We start from the raw sequence: 20,053 nt of genomic DNA, 5'->3' as shown, positions 1-20,053 counted from the left end.
CGTAGACGGATTTGCAATCCGATACAAGAATCTCCGCCTGATGCGGCCTCAAGGATAAAATCAGTTCCAAAACGAACCGCGATTTGCCGGGCTGTAACCCGCATCCTACAAGGGTCGCCATTTGAGTTTTGGAACCGTTTTTTTGATGAAATAGCTCTCAACATTTGAGTCGGGGAGATGGCATTTTCTGTCCACCGCTTCAGCCGGACTGGGACATGAAACTCTGCCCTCTACCGAGACTCGATCCCATCCACCACCGCCTCGCACGCCAGGCCGGCTATTCGGCTTCGCTCAAGCGCTGTCGCGAGGTCTCCCGCCATTCGGTCAGCGTCTTCAAGCAATCCCCCGAGCACCACGACGGCAGAGGTTCCTGCCTGGCGCTGCTGGGCAGTGATGGTGTCGCAGGTGGCTCGGTGGCCGGCGCGCAGTCGGTCGATCTCACTCCGCAGCCCGCCAGCAGCAGACTCAGCAGTATCGGCGCGGCCCTGGGCCAGCTCCAGTTGTTGTCGTGCACTCTCGCCCTCCTTGTCCGCCACGGCCTGGCGGCGCTGTTCTTCTGTTCTGGCATTTGCCGCCGCTCGACGATCGCGCTCGGAAACCTGCAGGCGGTAGTCGGCTAGCTCTCCGCGTGCGGTACCGGCCTCGCCCTGGGCAATAACCACTCGGTACTGCTGACCGCCGGCAACCAGCACCAGGGCGATCAGCCACCAGCACCAGGCCGGTACCGCGCCCAGCCAGTTCATACAGGCTCCAAGAACATTTCGCGCTCGGCGGCGCGACGACGAACGAGACCTGGGAGAACCTTGCCGCCTGCCTTGTTCCAACGCGGAAACTGCTCGGCGGCTCCTGGGTAGTCCCCGGCGTTCAGCAGCCGCCGGAGCGTGGATGACTCGAGATTCGCCGAGCCCAGGTTGTAGGTGAAGCTCATCAGGGCGTCCCACTGACTCTGGTTCAGCAGTGCCGTGACCAGCCGTTGCACCTCTGGCTCGAAGCGCTGGACGTCGTTCAGCAGCATGCGCTCGGCCTGCTCCTTGGTGATCGACATCCCTGACTTCACGCCGCGGGTGGCGCCGTATCCGATAGTCCAGACGCCGACAGCATCTTGGTACGCCTGCAGGCGCAGGCCTTCGAACGACTTGATCAGGCTCAAGCCGCGTTGCGATGTACGCATGGGTTGTCTCCAAGAAAAACCGCTCGATGGCGGGTCGTGTATCCGTGGTTAATCAGGAAAAACGAATGTAGAATGGATTCTTTTTTTGAATTAACAATAAATGCTCAATTCCATTCAAATCCTTAGAGCGTTAGCTGCGTGGTTAGTCGTAGGCCACCACGTCATCCAAATTTTTTACAAATCGGAAACTTTCGGAATAATTTCTGAAGGCTTTCACAGCTACGGCGCTATTGGCGTAGATCTGTTTTTTATTATAAGCGGCTTCGTCATATACGCTTCAACCACAAACAAGCCTACAACCCCGATCGAATTTATACAAAACCGCTTGGCGCGAATAGTTCCGGCATACTGGTTATTCACAGCAGTCACTGCAGCGGTTCTGCTCTACGCTCCACATTCAATCCCGCTCACAGCATTTGAACCATTATTTTTCCTAAAAAGCCTGTTTTTCATTCCAGCACAAAACCCTACTGGCATAGGCCTATACCCTATAATGACAATTGGGTGGACACTTAATTACGAGGCATCTTTCTACGCCATATTTTTCGTATCTCTATTTATGCCAGAAAAATACAGAATTGCTAGTTTGTTCTCCGGCGTAGCACTTCTCCATTTCATAGCAAGCAAAATTGACGGCTCGTTCTCGTTCTACAAGAACGATATTGTTTTGGAGTTTCTGATCGGCGTTGCACTACAGATCGGTTACCAGCGTGGGTGGCTATCACGCATACCGCCAGCACTGGCAGCTTTCGCAGCCCTTGCCGCTTTGGTCGCAATCGTGTACGCGGGACCTGTATCGCACAGCCCTTATAAAAGCGGCATACCTTGCGCAATCATCCTATGTGCCGCAGTATCACAGGAAAGGTTTTTCCCTAAACATAATTTCATTGCCCGACTCGGCGACTGGTCGTACTCAACATATTTGTGCCATCTACTTTTTATCAGTCTGGCCCTTTATATCTCCGAGAAATATCAAGTCAACGACTTACCACTTATCGCCGGAGCTTGCACATTGATCTTGATCACATCCCGCGCGAGCTTCTCCTATATTGAAATGCCATTAAGCCGAGCAAGTAAACGATACCAAACGCTGCGCACAAAAATCAAACAGGCGACGTAGGCCAATTGATAGCAGTAGGAAACCCAGGCTGCTCAACAATTTTGTTGAGCAATAGCTTATATTTTGCATATTCTTTGAATTTCAAGATTTCTTCAGGGCTGAGCAAGTCGGCAACGAATGCATCCGCCATACCTAAGGTTGATTCGTTGGCGACTGAAATTAAATAATCCCTTTTGCAAATTGCACTTCTTCGTAACTCTTCGTCCGTCGGCGGGCACTCTATCGACTCGGAAAACCCCCACTGCCCGTCAACCTCTACACCGGGGTTACAACCCTCGATAACGAAACCTACAGAACGTTGTTGAATCCAAGCTCAGGAGCAAAGCCGCATGAACCCATCAAGCGGCCTTCTTTGCATCTGGCGGCCAGCTCGTCGTTCTGGGGGCTTCACCTACCGTCCACTGCCCGAGCGCAAGCACCCGGAGCCAAGCCCCAAGAAGCGACGCGGCCCGGCGCCAGTACAGCACGGCACTCGCCAAGAAAAGTCCAAGGCCAAGGCCGAGATGATCGCTGAACTGGCGGCCACCATGACCTGCAGCGAAGCGTCCAAGCAGCTCAACATCCCCCAGGCCACGCTGTGGGATGTACCAAGCGAAACGGCTTCTCCTTCGTGCAGGCGGTGCGCGGCAAGCACACGCCCAAGCCTGACGAGGGCGACCGGGAAGCAAAGCTTGCCGAGGGGATTATTTCTCTCCGCGACGCTGGCTTGTCGCGCTACAAGACTGCGCTGGCATTGGAGGTAGGCCACACCGTTGTGAGCCGGATCATTAAGAAGTTCGGCATCGACTTCCCGCTCAAGAAAGCAGGGGCATAGCCATGAGCAATTGCGGCGAGCACCCCAGCGTCTACCACCTTGGCCGGGAATGCCGCCGCAACGGAGGCGGCAAGATGGCAAACCAATTCACCCCTAACACGATTCACGGTTCCTGGTTCCTTGCCGGCTTGAACGACATGGATATGGAGCTCGAGCATGAAAATGAGAAACGCCCTGCAAAGATCAAGGCGGCGTGAGCAGTTCAACCTACCGCCCAGCGGATTGAAGGAGGTACCGTATGGCGATGTCACAGCAGGCGCGCGACGAGAAGCGCCGCGCCAAATCCGCCAGGCTGAAGGAAGAAGACCTGCGCTTGAAGGTTCGACCAGGGACTAAGCGGGCCCTGCTGGAATTGATGGAGTGGGCCGGGATCGAGGAACAGGGCGAGGCGATGACGCTGATGATTCATCACATCGAAGCGCTTGGGCATCACGCACTGTTCCGGATCACGCGCCACGAAATCGAAGCTCATCGTTCTGCGGCGCGGGCTGAGCCACTGCGGCTTTCGGCAAGGAAACGAACGGGCCAGCACCTGCGAGCCATATGCGGCTGGGCAGATGCCACATACAGCCAGATGATCGAGGCGCTGATCCATGGCATCCACGCTCTCGGCAGGATGCACGCAGCGAAGTTTCTCACCCCGCCTCGACACGAAATCAGCATCTCGTCACGTCTGGCCCTGGCCTTTGACCGGAGGAGCATGCTGATGATTCAGCAGGATCCAGGAGATGAGATTTTAGCCCCTGCGACTTGCTGAAATATGCTCCATGAATGCGCAACGAGCTTCGACTGAGTCCTGATAGAACTGTAACTGGCAGGCGCTTCAGCCATCTCTGGGGATTTTGAAATGTAGCTCTCCGCTTCGGCGATCAGGCAACTAAGGGCCCCCATGATAGAAACACACTGCACCACCAATTCTGAGTCATCTAGCTCATGTACTGGGACAGCATTTAGCGCTTGTAAAGAAGCAACCAATGGGCCAGATAGCACTATCGGCCATCCCAAACGAAATACGAAATCTGGGGGATTTTGGTCAACCATTTTCTCAATCGCTGCCGCCTGTTGTGCGGCATTTTCCACCACAGCAACAATCGCCCTGAGGCGGCCTGATTTGTCCTCATCTCGCTGCTTTTGACCGCGATGAATCTGCCAATTCGCTACACCACATGCTCCGATAATGGCTCCGATCGAGCCAACTGCTTGAATCCATGCGGCTGCCTCTGTCGCATTTAATCCCGAAAGTCGAATGGTGCCAGCAACAAGCCAAATTACTGGGCCAGCTATCAAACAAGTCCACATAATTCGCAGCGCAAATGGCGCGCTGTTAGCCAATTTATCTCTAAAACTCATGGTCGCCCCTTGAACAAAAGGTGCGAATCTAAACCCATCCCAAACCAAATTGCCACCATGCCGCATCCGGCCACGGAGGGCGCCGCATGCTCGGGAGATAACCCATGCATCCAGAATGGAGGCCGGTTCCCGGCTTCGAGTCAGCCTACCTGGTCAGCTCCGATGGCCAGGTCAAATCGGTAGCCCAGGGCGCAGGGCGAGTGCCTGAGCGTCTGCTGAAGCAGTTTGCCGACCGGGGCGGCTACATGAAGTTGGTGCTCTGCCACAACGGTCAACGCACCAACGTCTACGCCCACCGCCTGGTGGCAGAAGCTTTCCTGCCAAACCCTGAAGGTCTTGCACACGTCAACCACATTGACGGAGCCAAGGACAACAACTGCAGGGAGAACCTGGAGTGGGCCTCATCAGCCGAGAACAACATCCATGCATGCCGGGTACTGCTGAAGCGTGTGCGTCCAGTGGTCGCAGAAATCACCACAGGACAGGTTTCGCTTTGCTACCCGAGCATTCGGCAAGCGCTGGAAGATGGCTTTCACCGCGGCTCAATTCAGCGATGCATTGAAGGTCGGCGACACCGTCATGGTGGGTACCGCTGGCACGACTGCCTGCCATTGCAGGCCTGAAAAAGGAAATCACCATGACCAACTTCAACTGTGCCTACGTGCGCGATCACTACGGCGTGCCAGCAGAGATCGGACGGCGCGTGATCGCCAATGGCGAGCCTGGCGTGATCATGGCAGATCGCGGGCACTACATCGGCGTGATCCTCGACAGCGACCCGAAGAAACGCATCCGCAACTACCACCCCACCTGGGAGATGCAGTACGGCGAGATGGCGGAAAAGCTGCCGCTGAAGCGCTACCAGGTGCTCGTCGCCGGCTGGGGCTGGTGGGATATCACTAATCGAACAATTGTCGACGTTTTCGCCAGCACGCCGGCACAGGCCAAGTACAAGGCCTACGAGCGCTGCGAGTACCACGACATCGAGTGCATGTCGGCTTCAAGGTCCGCCGGGCCTGACCATCCGGCGCTGCCCGCCAGCGCCTTAGCCGTTACCTTTCTCGTCCCCGCCGACCAGTTCAACTACTAACCGGGCGCCCGGTAAGCATGGCGATGAAGCGATCCACCGGGCTACATGGCGCGCTCTACATCTTGGGCATACCACTTCAACCTCGTCCTTTGTGTCGTCCAGGTCGAAATGAAGTTCTGCACCGCACTTTTTGCACTCGGCCATCTGAGTACCCTCACGCAGGTATCAACTCAGCATAGCGCCTTCCCCTATTCAACGATAACGCCTCCCCGGCGAGGGCGGCGCCTGCACGCAAGGACCACACGATGGCCGAATACAACATCGTCAGCATGAGCGGCGGTAAAGACAGCACGGCCACCCTTCTGGTCGCTCGCGAGTTGGAGGTGCCGAACCTAAGCGCCGTATTTGCAGACACCGGGCACGAACACCCGGCCACTTATGACTACGTGCACTACCTGGCCGAGGCCATCGGCGTGCCTATCCGCTGGGTAAAGGCTGACTTTGCCCGGCAGATCGCCGGCAAGCGTAGGTTCATCGAAACGAAGTGGCGCGAGAAAGGAGTGCCCGAGGCCGTGGTGCTTGGGGCCCTGGATGTGCTGCACCCCACCGGCAACCCGTTCCTCGACATGTGCCTCTGGAAAAGCCGATTCCCCAGCACCAAGGCTCGATTCTGCACGGACGAGCTGAAGCGGAACCCGATTATCGAAGACGTGTTCATGCCGCTCATGACTGGCGAGAACCTTTTGCTTTCTTGGCAGGGCGTCAGGGCTGACGAGTCACCTAACCGCCGCTACCTGCCAGAGTGCGACGAGGTCGGCGGCGGCCTGTTCAACTACCGGCCTATTCTGAAGTGGCCAGTCGAGGCCGTCTTCGAAGCGCACCGCGCCGTAGGAATCAAACCAAATCCACTGTACCTGCAAGGCTGCAACCGACTCGGCTGTATGCCCTGCGTCATGTGCGTGAAGGATGAACTACGCGAGATATCGTCCAGATGGCCAGAAGAAGTGTCCAGGGTCCGCGAGTGGGAGCGATTGGTCAGCACTGCTAGCAAGCTAGGGGCTGCGACCTTCTTCCCGACGGTGACAGACCCAACCGTGAGATCAGACGACAAGGTAAGCGCCGCAACCCACGGCATAGACCGCATGGTGGACTGGGCAAATACAGCACGCGGCGGCCGCCAGTTCGACATGGTCGATCTGATCGCGCGCACCGACAGTTGGCAGAAGTGCTCTTCGTCCTACGGTCTATGCGAATAAACTCTACTAGTCGAGCAGGTCATCTAGCAAAGAGTCAATATCTGAGGCTTTCTCGCGAGCGGCTTCAAAAAGCTGACGAAGCATGGGTGAATACTGAGAATAATCACTGACAAAGACGTCCCCTACAAGAACGCCAAAATGTAGAGTGGTTGTCCAGTTAAAAATATCTTCATCAGTCCAATATTTTTCGCGCTGCTCATAGACCACCAAGGTCTTACCTTTATATCTAGCTTCGAGATAAATCGGTACAAAATTTTCAGTGGCTTTAGTAAGAGAAACTGGGGGCTGCTCCGCACGCCAACCAACCTCTCCTTTATAAGTCGCCTTAAGGACTTGCTCAACCAGCCTGAGCATTTTATCGTCTGTATTCAACGCTGCCTCCAACTCGAATCTTTGTGTGCACTTTCGATCTGCACAATCATTCCATTCAGATCCCGGGCGATTTCCCAGGCATCCGCGACACTGATATCTGAAACATTACCTGGCAGGAAGTAGAACCTCTTGCGCTCAACTTTAGCCAGCACATTGAGAAGTGACTTTTTTTCGTCCGACTGAAGCTTTCCTTTGAGGTTCACTAGGCGACCTTTAATTTTAACGATCGCCAAATGAACTCTTTTTTCATCAGTCGTTGATGCTTCCCACTCTCTGATCGACTTAAGGAGCTCTTCTGAGTCTTTCGAGAGCTCAGGAATAATCTCCCCGATTCTGACTCGATTGAAAAAATACTCTTTAATTTCTCGAGCCTGCCACCCTACCCAACCAGTAACTAAAAAGCCAAGAACTGAAAGTACATCAGCCATTCCAGCGAACCAGTTTGGCAAAGTCCAATCCCCCATCGCCAACTCCATATCAATCTGCCTTCGCCAAATCGTCCCGGCCCGTTCCGATTATGCCACTCTCAGATTCATGAGGAATCCCCCATGCCCACAGAAAACCGATCCAGCAACACCGAACTGATCAGCCAGGCCGCGTCGGCCATCGAAGACCTGCTGGCAAATGGCACGGGCGCAGTTGCCGCCGGTGCTTGGGCCATCCTCCCCGCTGAGTTACGCAAGCTCACCGCCCAGCCAGTTCCGCAGCCCCACGCCGAGCCGATAGCGTGGATGGTTGGTACTGCCTTCTAGTGGACCAAAGAAGAGGCAGAGCGGGATGCGGCGGCGACTGGGCTGCCGATTGTTGGTCTGGGGCCGATGACCGGGTCCGCTGAGGTCGAGCGGCTGCGCGGCGAGAACGAGCAGCTGCGCGAAGTCATCAAGCACTCTGACTCGAACATCCAGCGGCAGAGCCTACGAATATCGAATCAGCGCTCCCAGCTGGCCGAGCGAGATGCGATGCTGCAGCGAATGAAAGCCCTGTTCCGCATTGACGACCCGTTCGATCTCTACGACGCGGTATGCAACGCCCTATCCGCCAGCGCAGAGCCGGCCGCCCCGGTTCAAATGAAGCCGACAAATCCGACTCACTAATGTCGAATTGCTGATTTCATTCCAGATGGCCTGACTCCTCATCACGGGCAATGAACCTCAGAAAGGCAGCCTCTGCTGAGTTGTGGACGGCACGTTGAGTTGACTCCAGCTCACTCTCTGCCCCTGGCTGTCCATTCTCTACTGCCTTCTTCAGCCAGTAAATTGCTCGCCACACATCAGAACTTGGATCATCACTCTTGGCCCATCCTCTGGAATACAGTCTCCCGACTTGGTATTGAGCGACTCGATCCCCACGCCGTGCAAACGGCTTGAGCACTCTAACCGCCTCCTTAAATTTACCCTCCGTGATGTAGTCGAGCCCAAGTTGCACAGTAGGTGATGGAGCAGGCGGAAACCAATTAGGCCATTGTGAAATTACAGCCCCTGAGATCCCGCCCAAAACGCCCAAGACTGCTATGACAATCTGCACCTTATAGTCAGTTTTTAGTGCCATTGCTGCGAACTCGCCTTTGGCTGCCACGTGCAGCTCCACTTCTTACTAAAGCACATAAATCCAACCTGAACTCCTACCTGCTGTAACCCCTCTCCCCTCTATTCACTGCCGCGATATGGCGGCCAAGGCGAAGCTATGTCTCAAGCAAAGAAACGCCCGATCCTGTTCAGCGGGCCGATGGTCCGCGCCATCCTGGAAGGCCGGAAGACGGTCACGCGCCGCCCGGTGAAGGTTCAGCCCCGCTAGAAGGGCGATATCGGCAGCTACGGCCTTGGCCAGCCATTCATTCGCAACCCAGACCCGACTAAACGCAACCCCGAATGTCCGTATGGCCGGCCAGGCGACCGCCTGTGGGTGCGCGAGACTTGGTACTGCGATCACTTCGAGGTTCAGAAAGGGCCGTACCTCAAACCGGATGATCTTGATCTCGTCGAGGCGCGCGAGGATGGCACGCTGGTCTACGCCGCAGACGGGCTCACCCCATACGAAGCCGATCAGCCGGTTTGGAAGCCCAGCATCCACATGGCCCGCTGGGCCAGCCGCATCCTGCTGGAGATCAGCAATGTCCGTGTCGAGCAACTGCAGGACATCAGCGAGGAGCAGGCCCTTGCCGAGGGCGTCCGACTCTACACCGATCATGCTGAGCTAGGCGACTGGTACCACGTCAAAGGGATCGAGACCTACAGCGCAAGCCCGCGCAAGTCCTTCGAGCTTCTCTGGCAACTGATTAATGGCGTCGATGCTTGGTACAAAAACTCCTGGGTCTGGGTCGTCGAGTTCAAGGTTGTAGAGCCGGGCGCCTCAGGATGCGACTACCACGGCAGCCACTTCGGCGCGTCGTATCCCGATGCCCAGTGTGTCGATGGCTTCCTGTGGGATGAGGACAGCTGCGACGTGCCAGGCGGACCACTGCTGAGCGGTGGCGACATCCCCTGCCCGAAGTGCAACGCAGAAGCATATGCCGACCACCAGCGCGAGATGAGCCAATGACCCGCCACGCCCTCTGCCTCCTGCTGCTGGCCACCGGCGCCAGCGCAACCGAACTGCCGTCAGGCGTCTGGTCCTTCGAGGACAAACCCCGCAGCGTCGTCTGCTACGTCATGAACTCGCTGGGCAACAACGCCATCAGCTGCGTGAAGGTCTGGCTGCCACAAGTGGCCGGCAACGAGCGCCAGCTCTCCCCGCACGAAACACAACCCGAACCTACACCCGCACTGGCGCCTGGGTGCTGGATTGATGAGAGGTATCAGCTGTGAGCAAGGTAATTCACTTGGTCTCGCACTTCGGCTGCTTCGACGATCACGACTGCCAGATCGCATGCAACCAGGTCGGCGAGGACATGGACGGCTCAGATCGACCGAAAGAGGTCACCTGCAAGAAATGCCTTCGTGTGTATGAGGCACGCGAACGGCATGCCCGGGAGCAATTCGATAAGCGAGAAGCTGCGCTGAAGGTGGCGCCATGACTGACCTGATCGAAGTGAAGACGGCCGACCTATCGGCCGAAGCGTTGGGATGGGCGGTCGGCAAGGCCGAGGGCCTGGACGTGTTCCTGGCCCCGCCGCAGTACGGCAACCCTTGGCGGGTGTTCGCCCGTTACCAGGCAACGGCGATCGCGCACGCCAAGCGCTACAACCCATGGGAAGACTGGGCGCTGGCAGGCCCTCTTGTGGAGAAGCACCGGGTATGGATGCACGTATCCGGTACCACCTGGAGCGCTTTGATTACTGCATGGGTCAATGGCTGCGACCAGCCCGCAGTCGCTATCTGCCGCGCAATTGTCGCCGACAAGATCGGCGATACCGTCCAGGTGCCGAAGGAGCTGATGCAATGATCGCCATCGCCTTCGTCGCCTTCCACCTCTACAGGTAGCCGCGATGATCCCGCACAAAGGCTGGCTGCGGCGCCAGATCGAGTCTGCGCTGATCCTGCTTGCAGCCTGGATCCTTGGTGGTCGCAACGTCACCAGGTCCGGGGTCGTCTCTCGCAGGGACAACAACGAGATGTTCGAGATGGACTTCCAGCTACGCGACATTGCCCGGCGCATCCGCCAGCAGTACAAAGCCTAACCCCTCCCCTACAACTCAAGCCCGCCGACATGCGCGGGCATGGAGAGCTATTGCCGCCACCGGCGGCGTGGAGACCATCCCATGGAAACCGAGATCCTTTCGGACGAAGAGCTGGTGTTGATCACCGGCTACAAACCCCGGGCGTGGCAGCGCCGCTGGTTGAACGAAAAAGGTTGGCACTTCGTCGAGAGTCGCGGCGGTCGGCCGCTGGTTGGCCGCCAATACGCACGCCAGAAGCTCAGCGGCGTGGTGATCGACACAGTGCCGGTCGCTGCAGTCCCGCCCCCGGCGCCCGCCTGGACCCCTGATTTCTCCCGAGTAAAGTGAAATGCGACCCAGAAGTACCGAGAACCGCGACCTGCCACCGGGCATGTACCGGCGCAAGCGCACCAGAAAGAACGGAAAAGTGTGGGTTGGGTACTACTACCGCGACCAGGCCGGCAAGGAAATCCCTCTCGGTACCGACCTGGTACAGGCCAAGCTGAAGTGGGCCGACTTCGAAGCCAAGGCCACCCCGGCTGAGCTGACGACCATGAAGGGGATCTTCGACGAGTACCTGCTGAAGATCATCCCGGGCAAGGCCGCCAGAACCCAAAAGGACAACATCTACGAGCTCAAGCAACTGCGCGCCGTGTTCGACTCGGCTCCGATCGACGCCATCACGCCGGCCATGATCGCGCAGTACCGCGACTCGCGGTCGGCGAAGACCAGGGCGAACAGGGAAATCGCCCTGCTCTCCCACGTATTCAACACGGCCAGGGAGTGGGGGCTCACCACCCGAGACAACCCGTGCCTGGGCGTGAGGAAGAACAAGGAGAAACCGCGCGACTTCTACGCCAACGAAACGGTATGGCAGGCGGTGTATGACGAGGCTCCACCGGAGCTGAAGGATGCAATGGACCTGGCATATCTGACCGGCCAGCGGCCGTCGGACGTGCTGTCCATGCGAAAGGACGATATGGAGGGATCTACCTGCTGGTCAGCCAAGGCAAGACCGGCAAGCGACTGAGGATAGTATTGGAGGTGGACGGGATGAAGAACAGCCTGGGCCAGCTGCTCGAGCGCATCATGCGCAGGACCAGCGAGCACCTATCGCCGTTCTTCATCGTCAATGAGCACGGCAAACGCATGAGCTGGCCCATGCTGCGCAACCGGTGGGCGGAGGCTCGCGAAGCTGCCAGGGTGAAAGCCGAACTGGAGAAGAAGCCGGACCTGGCCAATCGAATCGCCCAGTTCCAGTTCCGCGATATTCGACCGAAGGCGGCATCGGAGATCAACGACTTGAGCGAAGCCAGCGTGCTGCTGGGGCACTCGAAAGAGGGAATCACCGAGCGCGTTTACCGCCGCGTCGGCGCCATCGCCAAGCCCTCGAAAGGCTGAAGTTTCGGAACTCCATGCCTTTTGTTTCGGAACTCTTGGCTTTTTTGAGGCGCAAAGAAAAACCCCGCAGACGTTAATCTGCGGGGCTTTCGAATGGTGGAGGCCGAGGTCGGAATCGAACCGGCGTAGACGGATTTGCAATCCGGAGCATAACCACTTTGCTACTCGGCCTCAAAGTTCGGATCTAGCAGCTTTCGCTTCGCTATCTCCTTGAAACACCGCACCTTTTCAAGGTTTGCTGCGTTTCGATGGGCGCCATTATGTCCGCATTCCTTTCACCTTGCAACCCCCTGAACGAAAAAAAATTTCAACGGGTTCAAGGTGTTAGCGCAAGCGCCCGAGTTTACTCCACAAACCTACCACGGTGTTCTCGACTGTGCCGCTGGCCGCCATGCCGATCCGCTCCTGCAAACTCTTGCGCTCGGCATAGTGCAGATGGAACAGGTTGGCCGTGCGGGCGCGGTCACTGAGGTATTCGTCGCTGGTCTGAAGTTCATCGACCAGCTTGCGGTTCAGTGCGGCTACGCCGAGCCAGACTTCACCGGTGGCCACTTCATCGATGTGCAGCTGCGGGCGGTAGCGGGCCACGAAGTCCTTGAACAGCTGGTGGGTGATGTCCAGGTCTTCCTGGAACTTCTCCCGGCCCTTCTCGGTGTTCTCGCCAAATACGGTCAGGGTACGCTTGTACTCGCCGGCGGTCAGCACTTCGAAATCGATGTCGTGCTTCTTCAACAGGCGATTGACGTTGGGCAACTGTGCCACCACACCGATCGAACCCAGCACGGCAAATGGCGCGCTGACGATCTTCTCGCCGATGCAGGCCATCATGTAACCGCCGCTGGCCGCGACCTTGTCGATGCACACGGTGAGCGGGATGCCAGCCTGGCGGATGCGCGCCAGTTGCGAGGCCGCCAGGCCATAGCTGTGCACCAGGCCGCCGCCGCTTTCCAGGCGCAGCACCACTTCATCGCGCGGGGTGGCCAGGGTCAGCAGTGCGGTGATCTCGTTGCGCAGGCTTTCGGTGGCGGAGGCCTTGATATCACCATCGAAGTCGAGCACGAATACCCGGTCCTTCTCCTCGGCCTTGCCCTTCTTCTGCTGTTTTTCCGCCTTGGCCTGCTGCTTGCGCAGGGCCTTGAGCTGGGCCTTGTCGAGCAGGCCGCTTTCCAGGCGCTCGCGCAGCTCTTTATAGAATTCGTTGAGCCGGGTGACCTGCAATTGCCCACCGGCCTTGCGCCGCCCCTTGCCGCGCAAACCGGCGATAGCGGACAACACCACCAGGATGGCAATCACCAGGGTGGCGGTTTTGGCGAGAAAGCTTGCGTATTCGGCAAGAAACTCCACGTTGACTCCTTATGAACCTGCGCCAGATCGGCGCGAAACTGTTGCAAGCATACCGTTGCGCCCGTGCCCTCGCCAGCCGAGGTAAACGCTGGCAACACAGTTCAAACAACCTTTTCAAACGCTTGTATGTTTTTTCGTTGACAGCCTGTGTGGCGCATCCTAACCTCGCAGCAACCTTCAACGCCGGATACCGCAGTGGGCAATCTCTACCTGATCCGACATGGCCAAGCTTCCTTCGGTGCGGACGACTACGACGTCCTCTCGCCCATTGGTGTGCGCCAGAGCCAGGCCCTTGGCGAACACCTCGCCCAGCTCGGCCTGCGCCTGGACCGCTGCGTGGCCGGTGATCTGCGCCGCCAGCAGGACACCGCCCGGCACGCGCTGCAGGCGCTGAATGCAGGTGGTTGCACGGTGCCGGCCATTGAGACCGACCCGGCGTTCAATGAGTTCGATGCCGATGGTGTGATCCGTGCCCTGCTGCCCGGCCTGCTGAATGAGGAGCCGCATGCCCGTGAGGTGCTGCGCAACGGTGCACAGAACCGCAGTGAGTTCCAGCGCCTGTTCGCCCTGATGGTGCAACGCTGGCACGCGGGCGAGCACGCCGATGACGGCCTGGAAACCTGGCAGGCGTTCACCGCACGGGTCGAAGCCGGCCTGCAGCGCGTGCTGGGCACTGCTGGCAGTGGCGACAACATCGCCGTGTTCACGTCCGGGGGCACCATCGCCGCCCTGCTCCACCTGGTTACCCGAATCACCCCCAGCCAGGCCTTTGCGCTGAACTGGCAGATCATCAACACGTCGCTCAGCCAGCTGAAGTTCCGCGGCCGCGACGTGGCACTGGCTTCCTTCAACAGCCAAGCCCATGTGCAGCTGTTGAGGGCGCCGGAGCTCATCACCTACCGTTGAGCCCGGCCCGTTGTGTCCCTGCGGACGCGAATATCACTTAACAAGGAAAACACCATGAGCGATGTAGCTAAAGCCGTCGAGGCGATGAAAGCAAAATTCAACCCAGCTGCTGCTGCTGGCCTGGACCTGGTGTTCGGCTTCAACATCACCGACGAAGACAAGCACTATGCGCTGCTGGTCAAGGACGGCACCTGCGAGATTCAGGAAGGTGAGAATGCTGACGCCAACTGCACCCTGGTGCTGGACAGCGAAACCCTGAAGGGCATCGTCAGCGGTGAAACCGACGGCATGCAGGCCTTCATGGGCGGCAAGCTGCGCGTCGAAGGCGACATGATGCTGTCGATGAAACTCAGCGAGCTGTTCCCTTCCTGAGTGATGGGCACAAGCAACGATGAGAAAACCGAAGCCAGACCGGCTTCGGTTTTTTTTTGCCCGGCATTCGGTGCAGTGATCAACCAGCAACACCCTCGCCTATATGGCACCTGGCGCGCTTGTTCCACAGCCGTCAGGCCATTAGATTAGCCAATAATCCTTGCGCCAGATAATAAGGAAAACGCATGACGCTCACCGACCAGTCCACCCAGGTACGCCCCGGCGAAGAACTCGACGCGGCCGTCATCGATCCCTATCTGAAGGACCACATTGCCGGCCTCGAGGGCACACCGAGCATCAGCCAGTTCCCTGGCGGCGCGTCCAACCTCACCTACCTGGTCAGCTACCCGGGCCGTGAATTCGTGTTGCGCCGCCCACCGTTCGGCCAGAAGGCCAAGTCGGCCCATGACATGGGCCGCGAGTTCCGCATCCTCAACCAGCTCAACAGCGGCTTCCCGTATTGCCCCAAGGCCTACGCCCACTGCACCGATGAATCGCTGATCGGCGGCGAGTTCTACGTGATGGAGCGGGTCAAGGGCGTGATTCTGCGCTCCGACATCCCTACCGAGCTGGGTCTGGATGCCAGCCGCACCGAGGCCCTGTGCAAAAGCTTCATCGACCGCCTGGTCGAGCTGCACCAGGTGGATTACCACGCCTGTGGCCTGGCCGACCTGGGCAAGCCGGAAGGTTACGTGCAGCGCCAGATCGAGGGCTGGACCAGCCGCTACGAGAAAGCCCTGACCCCGGATGCACCCCGCTGGGAGAAGGTGATCGCCTGGCTGCACGAAAAGATGCCCGCCGACCACCCGCGCCCGGGAATCGTGCATAACGACTACCGCTTCGACAACGTGATCCTCGACGCTGACAACCCGATGCGCATCATCGGTGTGCTCGACTGGGAGATGGCCACCCTCGGTGATCCCTTGATGGACCTGGGCAACAGCCTGGCCTACTGGATCGAGGCCAGCGACCCGGCACCGGTGCAACTGATGCGCCGCCAGCCGAGCAACGCCCCGGGCATGCTCACCCGCCGCCAGTTCGTCGACTACTACGCCGAGCGCGCCGGCATTCGCCTGGACAACTTCGATTACTACTATTGCTACGGCCTGTTCCGCCTGGCAGGCATCGTCCAGCAGATCTACTACCGCTATTACCACGGCCAGACCCAGGACAAACGCTTCGCCCAGTTCATTCACATGAACCGGCTGCTGGAGCAGATGAGCCTGCAGGTCATCGGCAAGTCCACGCTCTGACGCCAGACAACAAGGAAAACAGCATGCCCAAGACCCAACTGTTCGACCTCGACGGCAAGATCGCTTTCGTCTCCGGCGCCAGCCGTGGCATCGGCGAAGCCATTGCCCATCTGCTGGCCCAGCAGGGCGCTCACGTGATCGTCTCCAGCCGCAAGCTGGAGGGCTGCCAGCAGGTGGCCGAGGCCATCATCGCCGCGGGCGGCAAGGCCACGCCGGTGGCTTGCCATATTGGCGAACTGGAGCAGATCCAGCAGGTGTTCGCCGGCATCCGTGAACAGTTCGGGCGCCTGGATATCCTGGTCAACAACGCGGCCACCAACCCGCAGTTCTGCAACGTGCTCGACACCGACCCGAATGCCTTCCAGAAGACCGTCGACGTGAATATCCGCGGCTACTTCTTCATGTCGGTAGAGGCCGGCAAGCTGATGCGCGAGCACGGTGGTGGCAGCATCATCAACGTGGCCTCGATCAACGGCGTTTCGCCGGGCCTGTTCCAGGGCATCTATTCGGTGACCAAAGCTGCGGTGATCAACATGACCAAGGTGTTCGCCAAGGAATGCGCGCAGTTTGGCATTCGCTGCAACGCCCTGCTGCCAGGCCTGACCGACACCAAGTTCGCCTCGGCCCTGGTTAAGAACGACGCCATCCTCAATGCCGCGCTGCAGCAAATCCCGCTCAAGCGCGTGGCCGACCCCAAGGAAATGGCCGGCGCCGTGCTGTACCTGGCCAGTGATGCGTCCAGCTACACCACCGGCACCGCGCTGAATGTCGACGGTGGTTTCCTGTCCTGAACAAGGCTGACCGGCCTCTTCGCGCGGCCAGGCGCGAAGAGGCCGGTACTGCAAGCGCTTACAGGCAGGTCGCCGCCGCCGCCCGGCGCTGCAGGGCCATGCCGTCATTCTTTTGCGCGTAGTAATCCACCCGCGTCCCGCCCGCCTGCGGATATACATCCACGAACGACTCCGCCTCGCGGGTATAAACCGTCAACCCGCCCTGCTTGCGTGGCTCCAGATAGCCACTGGCATCGTCGCCGAACACATCCTCTTTCTGCCAGCTGAACTGGATGCACTGGGCCACCAGCTCCGGCGCCTTGCGCGAATCGAGCTGGGCCGTCGGCTTGCCGCCCCGCGCCGCATCCATGGTCGCGCTCGCGCAACCGACCAACACCAGCGCCGCAGCCATCGGCAGAATTGCTCGCATGTTCCATCCTCGGGGCAAAAAGAAAGCGACTCTAGCACTGCCACTCAATTGTCCCAAGCACGCCATTCATCGCGCGCACGGCAAAATTTTGCGCGGCAAGGAAACCAAATGGATCGATCCCAGTCTCAGGTAGTGTCCCGTAAACCTTTGCGGATCAAGGACCTATATAGTGATGACGCGTTTTGCAAGCTTTTCGCTGATCGCCGCCTTCCTGCTGTTGTCGGGCTGCTATCACGACCACTACCGTGATGACGGCGGCTGGCGCGATGACGACCGCGGCCACCGTCACCACCATCGACATGATCGCGACGATGACGACGACCGCCAATGGCGCGGTGACCGTTACGACCGCTGAAGCGTCTCCCCTACCCTGACCCGCCGCCCAACCGTGCGGCACCTTAACCTGATGACTCCTTTGAGGTTCCAATCATGCGTCTGACTCTACCTTCCCTCGCTCTTGGCCTGCTGCTGTGCCAGGGCGCTTTCGCCGGTGACGGTACTGCCGCCATTGGCGGTGGCCTGGGTGGTGTCCTGGGCAACGTTGTCGGCCAGCAAATGGGCGGCCGCACTGGCGCAGCCATCGGCGCCGGTGTCGGCGGTGCAGCTGGCAGTGCAGTAGCTGCGAAGAAAGGCAACCGTACCGAAGCCGCCATCGGCGGTGGCCTGGGCTCGGCCGGCGGCTCGCTGCTGGGCGGCGCGGTAGGCGGCAAGACCGGCTCGACCATCGGTGCCGGCCTGGGCGGCGCAGCCGGTGGTGCCCTGGGCAACCACATGGGCGATAACGGCGGCAGCAGCAAGCACCGCCATCACCGTCGCCACTGAGTGGCAACCAGGAAAAGGGCCGCATCGCGCGGCCCTTTTCATTTGCGTACTGGCTGCAAACCCTGCAGCACGTCAACATCACCTTCACCGCAAGCTGCCACACTGACTGCTACTGTCTTTCGTGCCCACTTGAGTGAAGGAACACCCCCGCCCCATGAACCAGGAACTGCTCTGGGTACTCGGCCTGCTGGCTGTCGTCGTCATGCTCTTCGTCATCAACCGCCCGCGCATGGACGTGGTCGCGCTGCTGGTGATCCTCGCCCTGCCGCTGTCGGGCATCCTTACCGTGGAACAGGCCCTGGCCGGTTTCAGTGACCCCAACGTGGTGCTGATCGCCGCCCTGTTCGTGATCGGCGAAGGGCTGGTGCGCACCGGCATCGCCTACCGCATCGGTGAGTGGATGAGCGAACGGGCCGGTAACAGCGAGGCCCGCCTGCTGGTCTTGCTGATGGTTTCGGTGGCCGGGCTGGGCTCGGTGATGAGCTCGACCGGTGTGGTGGCGATCTTCATCCCGGTGGTGCTGAGCATTGCCGCACGCCTGAAGCTGTCACCCAGCCGCCTGATGATGCCGCTGAGCTTCGCCGGCCTGATCAGCGGCATGCTCAGCCTGGTGGCCACGCCACCCAACGTGGTGGTGCACAGCGAGCTGGTACGCCATGGCGTGCCCGGCTTCAGCTTCTTCAGTTTCACCCCGTTCGGCCTGGTGGTGCTGGTGCTGGGCATCGGTTACATGCTGCTGACCCGCCACTGGCTCAATGGTGAAGTGCGCAAGGACGGCCGCGTGGAAAGCCGTCGCACACTGCTCGACCTGGTGCTCGACTACAAGCTCAACGGCCGCGAGCGGCGCCTGCGCATCCGCCCTCACTCGCCGCTGATCGGCCATACCCTGGGTGAACTGGAGCTGCGTACCAGGCACGGCGCCAACGTGATCGGCATCGAGCGCCAGCACAAGTTCACCACCCGGGTGATCACCGCCGACTCAGGCACCGTTCTGCACCAGGGCGATGTGCTGCTGCTCGACCTGTTCGCCAATCGTGACGACCTGCGCAACCTGTGCCAGACCATGCAGCTGGAACCGCTGCACTTCAAGGCGGCCTACTTCATCGACCAGTCCCAGGACCTGGGCATGGCGGAAGTGTCGCTGCCGCCTGGCTCGCAACTGATCGGCAAGAGCATTCTGGAACTGGCCTTCCGCAGCCGCTACGACCTCAACGTGGTCGGCCTGCGCCGCGAACAGGCGGCCATCGAGGCGCAACTGGTGGAAGAGAAACTGCGCCCGGCAGATACCCTGCTGGTAGTGGGCCCGTGGAAGGCCGTGCGCCAGTTGCAGAGCCAGCCAAAGGACTTCCTGGTCCTGAGCCTGCCGGCCGAAATCGATCAGGTCGCGCCAGCCCGAACCCGTGCACCCTATGCCCTGGTCAGCCTGGCAGTGATGGTCGGTCTGATGGTCAGCGGTGCCGTGCCCAATGTCATCGCCGCGCTGATCGGCTGCCTGCTGATGGGCGCCGGGCGCTGCATCGACATGAACAGCGCCTACCGGGCCATTCACTGGCAGAGCCTGGTGCTGATCGTCGGCATGCTGCCGTTCGCCCAGGCACTGCAGAAAACCGGCGGCATCGACCTGGCCGTGGGCGGGCTGGTCAGCCTGCTGGGAGGTGCCGGGCCGCTGGCCATGCTGGCCTGCCTGTTCATGGTCACGGCCATCATCGGCCTGTTCATTTCCAACACCGCCACCGCCGTGCTGATGGCGCCGGTGGCGATCAGCACGGCAACGCAGCTGGGCCTGTCGCCCTACCCGTTCGCCATGACCGTGGCCCTGGCGGCATCGGCGGCGTTCATGACGCCGGTGTCTTCACCCGTCAATACTCTGGTGCTCGGCCCAGGGCAGTACCGCTTTGGCGACTTCGTCAAAATCGGCGTACCCTTTACCGTGCTGGTGATGCTGGTGACGGTCCTGATGGTGCCGTGGTTCTTTGGTCTTTAGGCAATCTGGCAAGGAATGGAGGCTATTTGACATCAACTTGCACGATTACGGCAGATTGACATC

The 20,053-nt window shown here is 59.4% G+C and carries 30 protein-coding genes, 1 tRNA gene and 2 pseudogenes; 23 read left to right on the top strand and 10 right to left on the bottom strand.

Translation table 11 applies throughout. The features are described from left to right. Positions 1-230 precede the first annotated feature (230 nt). On the bottom strand, positions 231-743 hold the full coding sequence (locus tag ACIPZ8_RS22055) for a DUF2514 family protein (RefSeq protein WP_400727504.1): 513 nt from the start codon (positions 741-743) through the stop codon (positions 231-233). Then, on the bottom strand, positions 740-1,171 hold the full coding sequence (locus ACIPZ8_RS22050) for a lysozyme (protein WP_400727501.1): 432 nt from the start codon (positions 1,169-1,171) through the stop codon (positions 740-742). The genes ACIPZ8_RS22055 and ACIPZ8_RS22050 overlap by 4 nt, the downstream gene beginning before the upstream one ends. Before the next feature lie 100 nt (positions 1,172-1,271). Here ACIPZ8_RS22050 and ACIPZ8_RS22045 point away from each other — a divergent pair, with 100 nt between their 5' ends. Beyond that, entirely contained in the window at positions 1,272-2,291 is a 1,020-nt protein-coding gene (locus ACIPZ8_RS22045; RefSeq protein ID WP_400727498.1) for an acyltransferase family protein, read from the top strand. On the opposite strand, the gene ACIPZ8_RS22040 is transcribed toward ACIPZ8_RS22045, so the two are convergent. Beyond that, positions 2,275-2,451, bottom strand: coding sequence for a hypothetical protein (locus tag ACIPZ8_RS22040; protein WP_400727625.1), 177 nt, complete (start codon positions 2,449-2,451; stop codon positions 2,275-2,277). The genes ACIPZ8_RS22045 and ACIPZ8_RS22040 overlap by 17 nt on opposite strands. A 417-nt stretch (positions 2,452-2,868) precedes the next feature. Here ACIPZ8_RS22040 and ACIPZ8_RS22035 point away from each other — a divergent pair, with 417 nt between their 5' ends. From ACIPZ8_RS22035 to ACIPZ8_RS22025, 3 genes are read left to right on the top strand one after another with little or no spacing between them, the layout of a single operon-like run. Beyond that, positions 2,869-3,105 (top strand): hypothetical protein, encoded by a 237-nt coding sequence (locus ACIPZ8_RS22035; RefSeq protein WP_400727495.1) that lies wholly within the window; start codon positions 2,869-2,871, stop codon positions 3,103-3,105. Between the two features lie 2 nt (positions 3,106-3,107). Further along, entirely contained in the window at positions 3,108-3,302 is a 195-nt protein-coding gene (locus tag ACIPZ8_RS22030) for a hypothetical protein (RefSeq protein ID WP_400727492.1), read from the top strand. 41 nt (positions 3,303-3,343) lie between these two features. Further along, positions 3,344-3,862: a hypothetical protein gene (locus tag ACIPZ8_RS22025; RefSeq protein ID WP_400727489.1), complete on the top strand. Its 519-nt coding sequence runs from the start codon at positions 3,344-3,346 to the stop codon at positions 3,860-3,862. On the opposite strand, the gene ACIPZ8_RS22020 is transcribed toward ACIPZ8_RS22025, so the two are convergent. After that, the gene (locus tag ACIPZ8_RS22020) at positions 3,817-4,455 is read right to left on the bottom strand and encodes a hypothetical protein (RefSeq protein WP_400727486.1); all 639 of its coding nucleotides are present in this window, start codon (positions 4,453-4,455) and stop codon (positions 3,817-3,819) included. The genes ACIPZ8_RS22025 and ACIPZ8_RS22020 overlap by 46 nt on opposite strands. A 104-nt stretch (positions 4,456-4,559) precedes the next feature. Between ACIPZ8_RS22020 and ACIPZ8_RS22015 the strand changes: the two genes are divergently transcribed. The 3 genes from ACIPZ8_RS22015 (at position 4,560) to ACIPZ8_RS22005 (ending at position 6,741) form a co-directional block, all read left to right on the top strand. After that, on the top strand, positions 4,560-5,078 hold the full coding sequence (locus ACIPZ8_RS22015) for an NUMOD4 domain-containing protein (protein ID WP_400727483.1): 519 nt from the start codon (positions 4,560-4,562) through the stop codon (positions 5,076-5,078). Positions 5,079-5,092: 14 nt separating this feature from the next. Then, positions 5,093-5,545, top strand: a complete 453-nt coding sequence (locus ACIPZ8_RS22010; protein ID WP_400727480.1) for a hypothetical protein — start codon at positions 5,093-5,095, stop codon at positions 5,543-5,545. Positions 5,546-5,790: 245 nt separating this feature from the next. Further along, on the top strand, positions 5,791-6,741 hold the full coding sequence (locus tag ACIPZ8_RS22005) for a phosphoadenosine phosphosulfate reductase family protein (RefSeq protein WP_400727478.1): 951 nt from the start codon (positions 5,791-5,793) through the stop codon (positions 6,739-6,741). 6 nt (positions 6,742-6,747) lie between these two features. On the opposite strand, the gene ACIPZ8_RS22000 is transcribed toward ACIPZ8_RS22005, so the two are convergent. Then, positions 6,748-7,113 carry a hypothetical protein gene (locus ACIPZ8_RS22000; RefSeq protein ID WP_400727475.1) on the bottom strand — a complete coding sequence of 122 codons (366 nt, stop codon included), beginning with the start codon at positions 7,111-7,113 and terminating at the stop codon, positions 6,748-6,750. Further along, positions 7,110-7,589 carry a hypothetical protein gene (locus tag ACIPZ8_RS21995; RefSeq protein ID WP_400727472.1) on the bottom strand — a complete coding sequence of 160 codons (480 nt, stop codon included), beginning with the start codon at positions 7,587-7,589 and terminating at the stop codon, positions 7,110-7,112. The genes ACIPZ8_RS22000 and ACIPZ8_RS21995 overlap by 4 nt, the downstream gene beginning before the upstream one ends. 72 nt (positions 7,590-7,661) lie before the next feature. Here ACIPZ8_RS21995 and ACIPZ8_RS21990 point away from each other — a divergent pair, with 72 nt between their 5' ends. Both ACIPZ8_RS21990 and ACIPZ8_RS21985 read left to right on the top strand, forming a co-directional pair. Continuing rightward, entirely contained in the window at positions 7,662-7,865 is a 204-nt protein-coding gene (locus ACIPZ8_RS21990; RefSeq protein ID WP_400727470.1) for a hypothetical protein, read from the top strand. A 66-nt stretch (positions 7,866-7,931) separates the two neighbouring features. Continuing rightward, entirely contained in the window at positions 7,932-8,207 is a 276-nt protein-coding gene (locus tag ACIPZ8_RS21985) for a hypothetical protein (RefSeq protein ID WP_400727467.1), read from the top strand. A 16-nt stretch (positions 8,208-8,223) separates the two neighbouring features. Here the strand turns inward: ACIPZ8_RS21985 and ACIPZ8_RS21980 are convergent, their stop codons facing one another. Then, positions 8,224-8,688, bottom strand: coding sequence for a hypothetical protein (locus ACIPZ8_RS21980; RefSeq protein ID WP_400727464.1), 465 nt, complete (start codon positions 8,686-8,688; stop codon positions 8,224-8,226). Between the two features lie 108 nt (positions 8,689-8,796). On the opposite strand from ACIPZ8_RS21980, the pseudogene ACIPZ8_RS21975 reads away from it, so the two are divergent. The 7 genes and pseudogenes from ACIPZ8_RS21975 to ACIPZ8_RS21945 all read left to right on the top strand — a co-directional run. Continuing rightward, positions 8,797-9,282: pseudogene (locus ACIPZ8_RS21975) on the top strand (hypothetical protein); the annotation flags it as partial. Positions 9,283-9,647: 365 nt separating this feature from the next. Next, positions 9,648-9,917 carry a hypothetical protein gene (locus ACIPZ8_RS21970; protein ID WP_400727461.1) on the top strand — a complete coding sequence of 90 codons (270 nt, stop codon included), beginning with the start codon at positions 9,648-9,650 and terminating at the stop codon, positions 9,915-9,917. Beyond that, positions 9,914-10,126: a hypothetical protein gene (locus ACIPZ8_RS21965; RefSeq protein ID WP_400727458.1), complete on the top strand. Its 213-nt coding sequence runs from the start codon at positions 9,914-9,916 to the stop codon at positions 10,124-10,126. Before ACIPZ8_RS21970 ends, ACIPZ8_RS21965 begins: the two co-directional genes overlap by 4 nt. Continuing rightward, on the top strand, positions 10,123-10,494 hold the full coding sequence (locus ACIPZ8_RS21960; RefSeq protein WP_400727455.1) for a phage protein NinX family protein: 372 nt from the start codon (positions 10,123-10,125) through the stop codon (positions 10,492-10,494). The genes ACIPZ8_RS21965 and ACIPZ8_RS21960 overlap by 4 nt, the downstream gene beginning before the upstream one ends. Positions 10,495-10,537: 43 nt before the next feature. Beyond that, on the top strand, positions 10,538-10,729 hold the full coding sequence (locus ACIPZ8_RS21955; RefSeq protein WP_400727452.1) for a hypothetical protein: 192 nt from the start codon (positions 10,538-10,540) through the stop codon (positions 10,727-10,729). Between the two features lie 81 nt (positions 10,730-10,810). Continuing rightward, complete coding sequence (locus tag ACIPZ8_RS21950) at positions 10,811-11,056, top strand: DUF4224 domain-containing protein (protein ID WP_400727449.1); 246 nt, start codon at positions 10,811-10,813, stop codon at positions 11,054-11,056. Between the two features lies 1 nt (position 11,057). Continuing rightward, a pseudogene (locus ACIPZ8_RS21945) lies at positions 11,058-12,109 on the top strand (tyrosine-type recombinase/integrase). A 97-nt stretch (positions 12,110-12,206) separates the two neighbouring features. Here ACIPZ8_RS21945 and ACIPZ8_RS21940 read toward each other — a convergent pair. Further along, a tRNA-Cys gene (locus ACIPZ8_RS21940) sits at positions 12,207-12,280 on the bottom strand. Between the two features lie 153 nt (positions 12,281-12,433). Next, on the bottom strand, positions 12,434-13,453 hold the full coding sequence (gene sohB / locus ACIPZ8_RS21935) for a protease SohB (protein ID WP_400727446.1): 1,020 nt from the start codon (positions 13,451-13,453) through the stop codon (positions 12,434-12,436). Positions 13,454-13,648: 195 nt separating this feature from the next. Between sohB and ACIPZ8_RS21930 the strand changes: the two genes are divergently transcribed. From ACIPZ8_RS21930 to ACIPZ8_RS21915, 4 genes are all read left to right on the top strand, one after another. After that, positions 13,649-14,359, top strand: a complete 711-nt coding sequence (locus tag ACIPZ8_RS21930) for a histidine phosphatase family protein (protein WP_400727444.1) — start codon at positions 13,649-13,651, stop codon at positions 14,357-14,359. A 54-nt stretch (positions 14,360-14,413) separates the two neighbouring features. Next, complete coding sequence (locus tag ACIPZ8_RS21925) at positions 14,414-14,731, top strand: SCP2 sterol-binding domain-containing protein (protein WP_400727441.1); 318 nt, start codon at positions 14,414-14,416, stop codon at positions 14,729-14,731. Positions 14,732-14,916: 185 nt separating this feature from the next. After that, positions 14,917-15,984, top strand: coding sequence for a phosphotransferase family protein (locus ACIPZ8_RS21920; RefSeq protein WP_400727438.1), 1,068 nt, complete (start codon positions 14,917-14,919; stop codon positions 15,982-15,984). Between the two features lie 23 nt (positions 15,985-16,007). After that, entirely contained in the window at positions 16,008-16,775 is a 768-nt protein-coding gene (locus tag ACIPZ8_RS21915) for an SDR family oxidoreductase (protein ID WP_400727435.1), read from the top strand. A 58-nt stretch (positions 16,776-16,833) separates the two neighbouring features. On the opposite strand, the gene ACIPZ8_RS21910 is transcribed toward ACIPZ8_RS21915, so the two are convergent. Beyond that, on the bottom strand, positions 16,834-17,184 hold the full coding sequence (locus ACIPZ8_RS21910; protein WP_060513485.1) for a hypothetical protein: 351 nt from the start codon (positions 17,182-17,184) through the stop codon (positions 16,834-16,836). A 172-nt stretch (positions 17,185-17,356) separates the two neighbouring features. On the opposite strand from ACIPZ8_RS21910, the gene ACIPZ8_RS21905 reads away from it, so the two are divergent. The 3 genes from ACIPZ8_RS21905 (at position 17,357) to ACIPZ8_RS21895 (ending at position 19,990) form a co-directional block, all read left to right on the top strand. Further along, positions 17,357-17,539, top strand: coding sequence for a hypothetical protein (locus ACIPZ8_RS21905; protein WP_027920554.1), 183 nt, complete (start codon positions 17,357-17,359; stop codon positions 17,537-17,539). Positions 17,540-17,613: 74 nt separating this feature from the next. Further along, the gene (locus tag ACIPZ8_RS21900) at positions 17,614-18,006 is read left to right on the top strand and encodes a glycine zipper domain-containing protein (RefSeq protein WP_400727431.1); all 393 of its coding nucleotides are present in this window, start codon (positions 17,614-17,616) and stop codon (positions 18,004-18,006) included. A 154-nt stretch (positions 18,007-18,160) separates the two neighbouring features. Beyond that, the gene (locus tag ACIPZ8_RS21895; RefSeq protein WP_400727428.1) at positions 18,161-19,990 is read left to right on the top strand and encodes an SLC13 family permease; all 1,830 of its coding nucleotides are present in this window, start codon (positions 18,161-18,163) and stop codon (positions 19,988-19,990) included. Positions 19,991-20,053: the final 63 nt, after the last annotated feature.

The sequence above is a fragment of the Pseudomonas sp. NPDC089422 genome (assembly GCF_044749405.1).
Classification (GTDB): Bacteria; Pseudomonadota; Gammaproteobacteria; order Pseudomonadales; family Pseudomonadaceae; genus Aquipseudomonas.
The sequence above is the reverse complement of the archived record's forward strand: the minus strand, read 5'-3'. Positions and strand labels throughout refer to the sequence as shown.

Bases quoted from the DNA above. Each gene is read 5' to 3' on its own strand.
- ACIPZ8_RS22055 (WP_400727504.1), bottom strand. From the start codon at position 743: ATGAACTGGCTGGGCGCGGTACCGGCCTGGTGCTGGTGGCTGATCGCC.
- ACIPZ8_RS22050 (WP_400727501.1), bottom strand. From the start codon at position 1,171: ATGCGTACATCGCAACGCGGCTTGAGCCTGATCAAGTCGTTCGAAGGC.
- ACIPZ8_RS22045 (WP_400727498.1), top strand. From the start codon at position 1,272: ATGCTCAATTCCATTCAAATCCTTAGAGCGTTAGCTGCGTGGTTAGTC.
- ACIPZ8_RS22030 (WP_400727492.1), top strand. From the start codon at position 3,108: ATGAGCAATTGCGGCGAGCACCCCAGCGTCTACCACCTTGGCCGGGAA.
- ACIPZ8_RS22025 (WP_400727489.1), top strand. From the start codon at position 3,344: ATGGCGATGTCACAGCAGGCGCGCGACGAGAAGCGCCGCGCCAAATCC.
- ACIPZ8_RS22020 (WP_400727486.1), bottom strand. From the start codon at position 4,455: ATGAGTTTTAGAGATAAATTGGCTAACAGCGCGCCATTTGCGCTGCGA.
- ACIPZ8_RS22015 (WP_400727483.1), top strand. From the start codon at position 4,560: ATGCATCCAGAATGGAGGCCGGTTCCCGGCTTCGAGTCAGCCTACCTG.
- ACIPZ8_RS22010 (WP_400727480.1), top strand. From the start codon at position 5,093: ATGACCAACTTCAACTGTGCCTACGTGCGCGATCACTACGGCGTGCCA.
- ACIPZ8_RS22005 (WP_400727478.1), top strand. From the start codon at position 5,791: ATGGCCGAATACAACATCGTCAGCATGAGCGGCGGTAAAGACAGCACG.
- ACIPZ8_RS21995 (WP_400727472.1), bottom strand. From the start codon at position 7,589: ATGGAGTTGGCGATGGGGGATTGGACTTTGCCAAACTGGTTCGCTGGA.
- ACIPZ8_RS21990 (WP_400727470.1), top strand. From the start codon at position 7,662: ATGCCCACAGAAAACCGATCCAGCAACACCGAACTGATCAGCCAGGCC.
- ACIPZ8_RS21985 (WP_400727467.1), top strand. From the start codon at position 7,932: ATGACCGGGTCCGCTGAGGTCGAGCGGCTGCGCGGCGAGAACGAGCAG.
- ACIPZ8_RS21970 (WP_400727461.1), top strand. From the start codon at position 9,648: ATGACCCGCCACGCCCTCTGCCTCCTGCTGCTGGCCACCGGCGCCAGC.
- ACIPZ8_RS21960 (WP_400727455.1), top strand. From the start codon at position 10,123: ATGACTGACCTGATCGAAGTGAAGACGGCCGACCTATCGGCCGAAGCG.
- ACIPZ8_RS21955 (WP_400727452.1), top strand. From the start codon at position 10,538: ATGATCCCGCACAAAGGCTGGCTGCGGCGCCAGATCGAGTCTGCGCTG.
- ACIPZ8_RS21950 (WP_400727449.1), top strand. From the start codon at position 10,811: ATGGAAACCGAGATCCTTTCGGACGAAGAGCTGGTGTTGATCACCGGC.
- ACIPZ8_RS21925 (WP_400727441.1), top strand. From the start codon at position 14,414: ATGAGCGATGTAGCTAAAGCCGTCGAGGCGATGAAAGCAAAATTCAAC.
- ACIPZ8_RS21920 (WP_400727438.1), top strand. From the start codon at position 14,917: ATGACGCTCACCGACCAGTCCACCCAGGTACGCCCCGGCGAAGAACTC.
- ACIPZ8_RS21915 (WP_400727435.1), top strand. From the start codon at position 16,008: ATGCCCAAGACCCAACTGTTCGACCTCGACGGCAAGATCGCTTTCGTC.
- ACIPZ8_RS21910 (WP_060513485.1), bottom strand. From the start codon at position 17,184: ATGCGAGCAATTCTGCCGATGGCTGCGGCGCTGGTGTTGGTCGGTTGC.
- ACIPZ8_RS21905 (WP_027920554.1), top strand. From the start codon at position 17,357: ATGACGCGTTTTGCAAGCTTTTCGCTGATCGCCGCCTTCCTGCTGTTG.
- ACIPZ8_RS21900 (WP_400727431.1), top strand. From the start codon at position 17,614: ATGCGTCTGACTCTACCTTCCCTCGCTCTTGGCCTGCTGCTGTGCCAG.
- ACIPZ8_RS21895 (WP_400727428.1), top strand. From the start codon at position 18,161: ATGAACCAGGAACTGCTCTGGGTACTCGGCCTGCTGGCTGTCGTCGTC.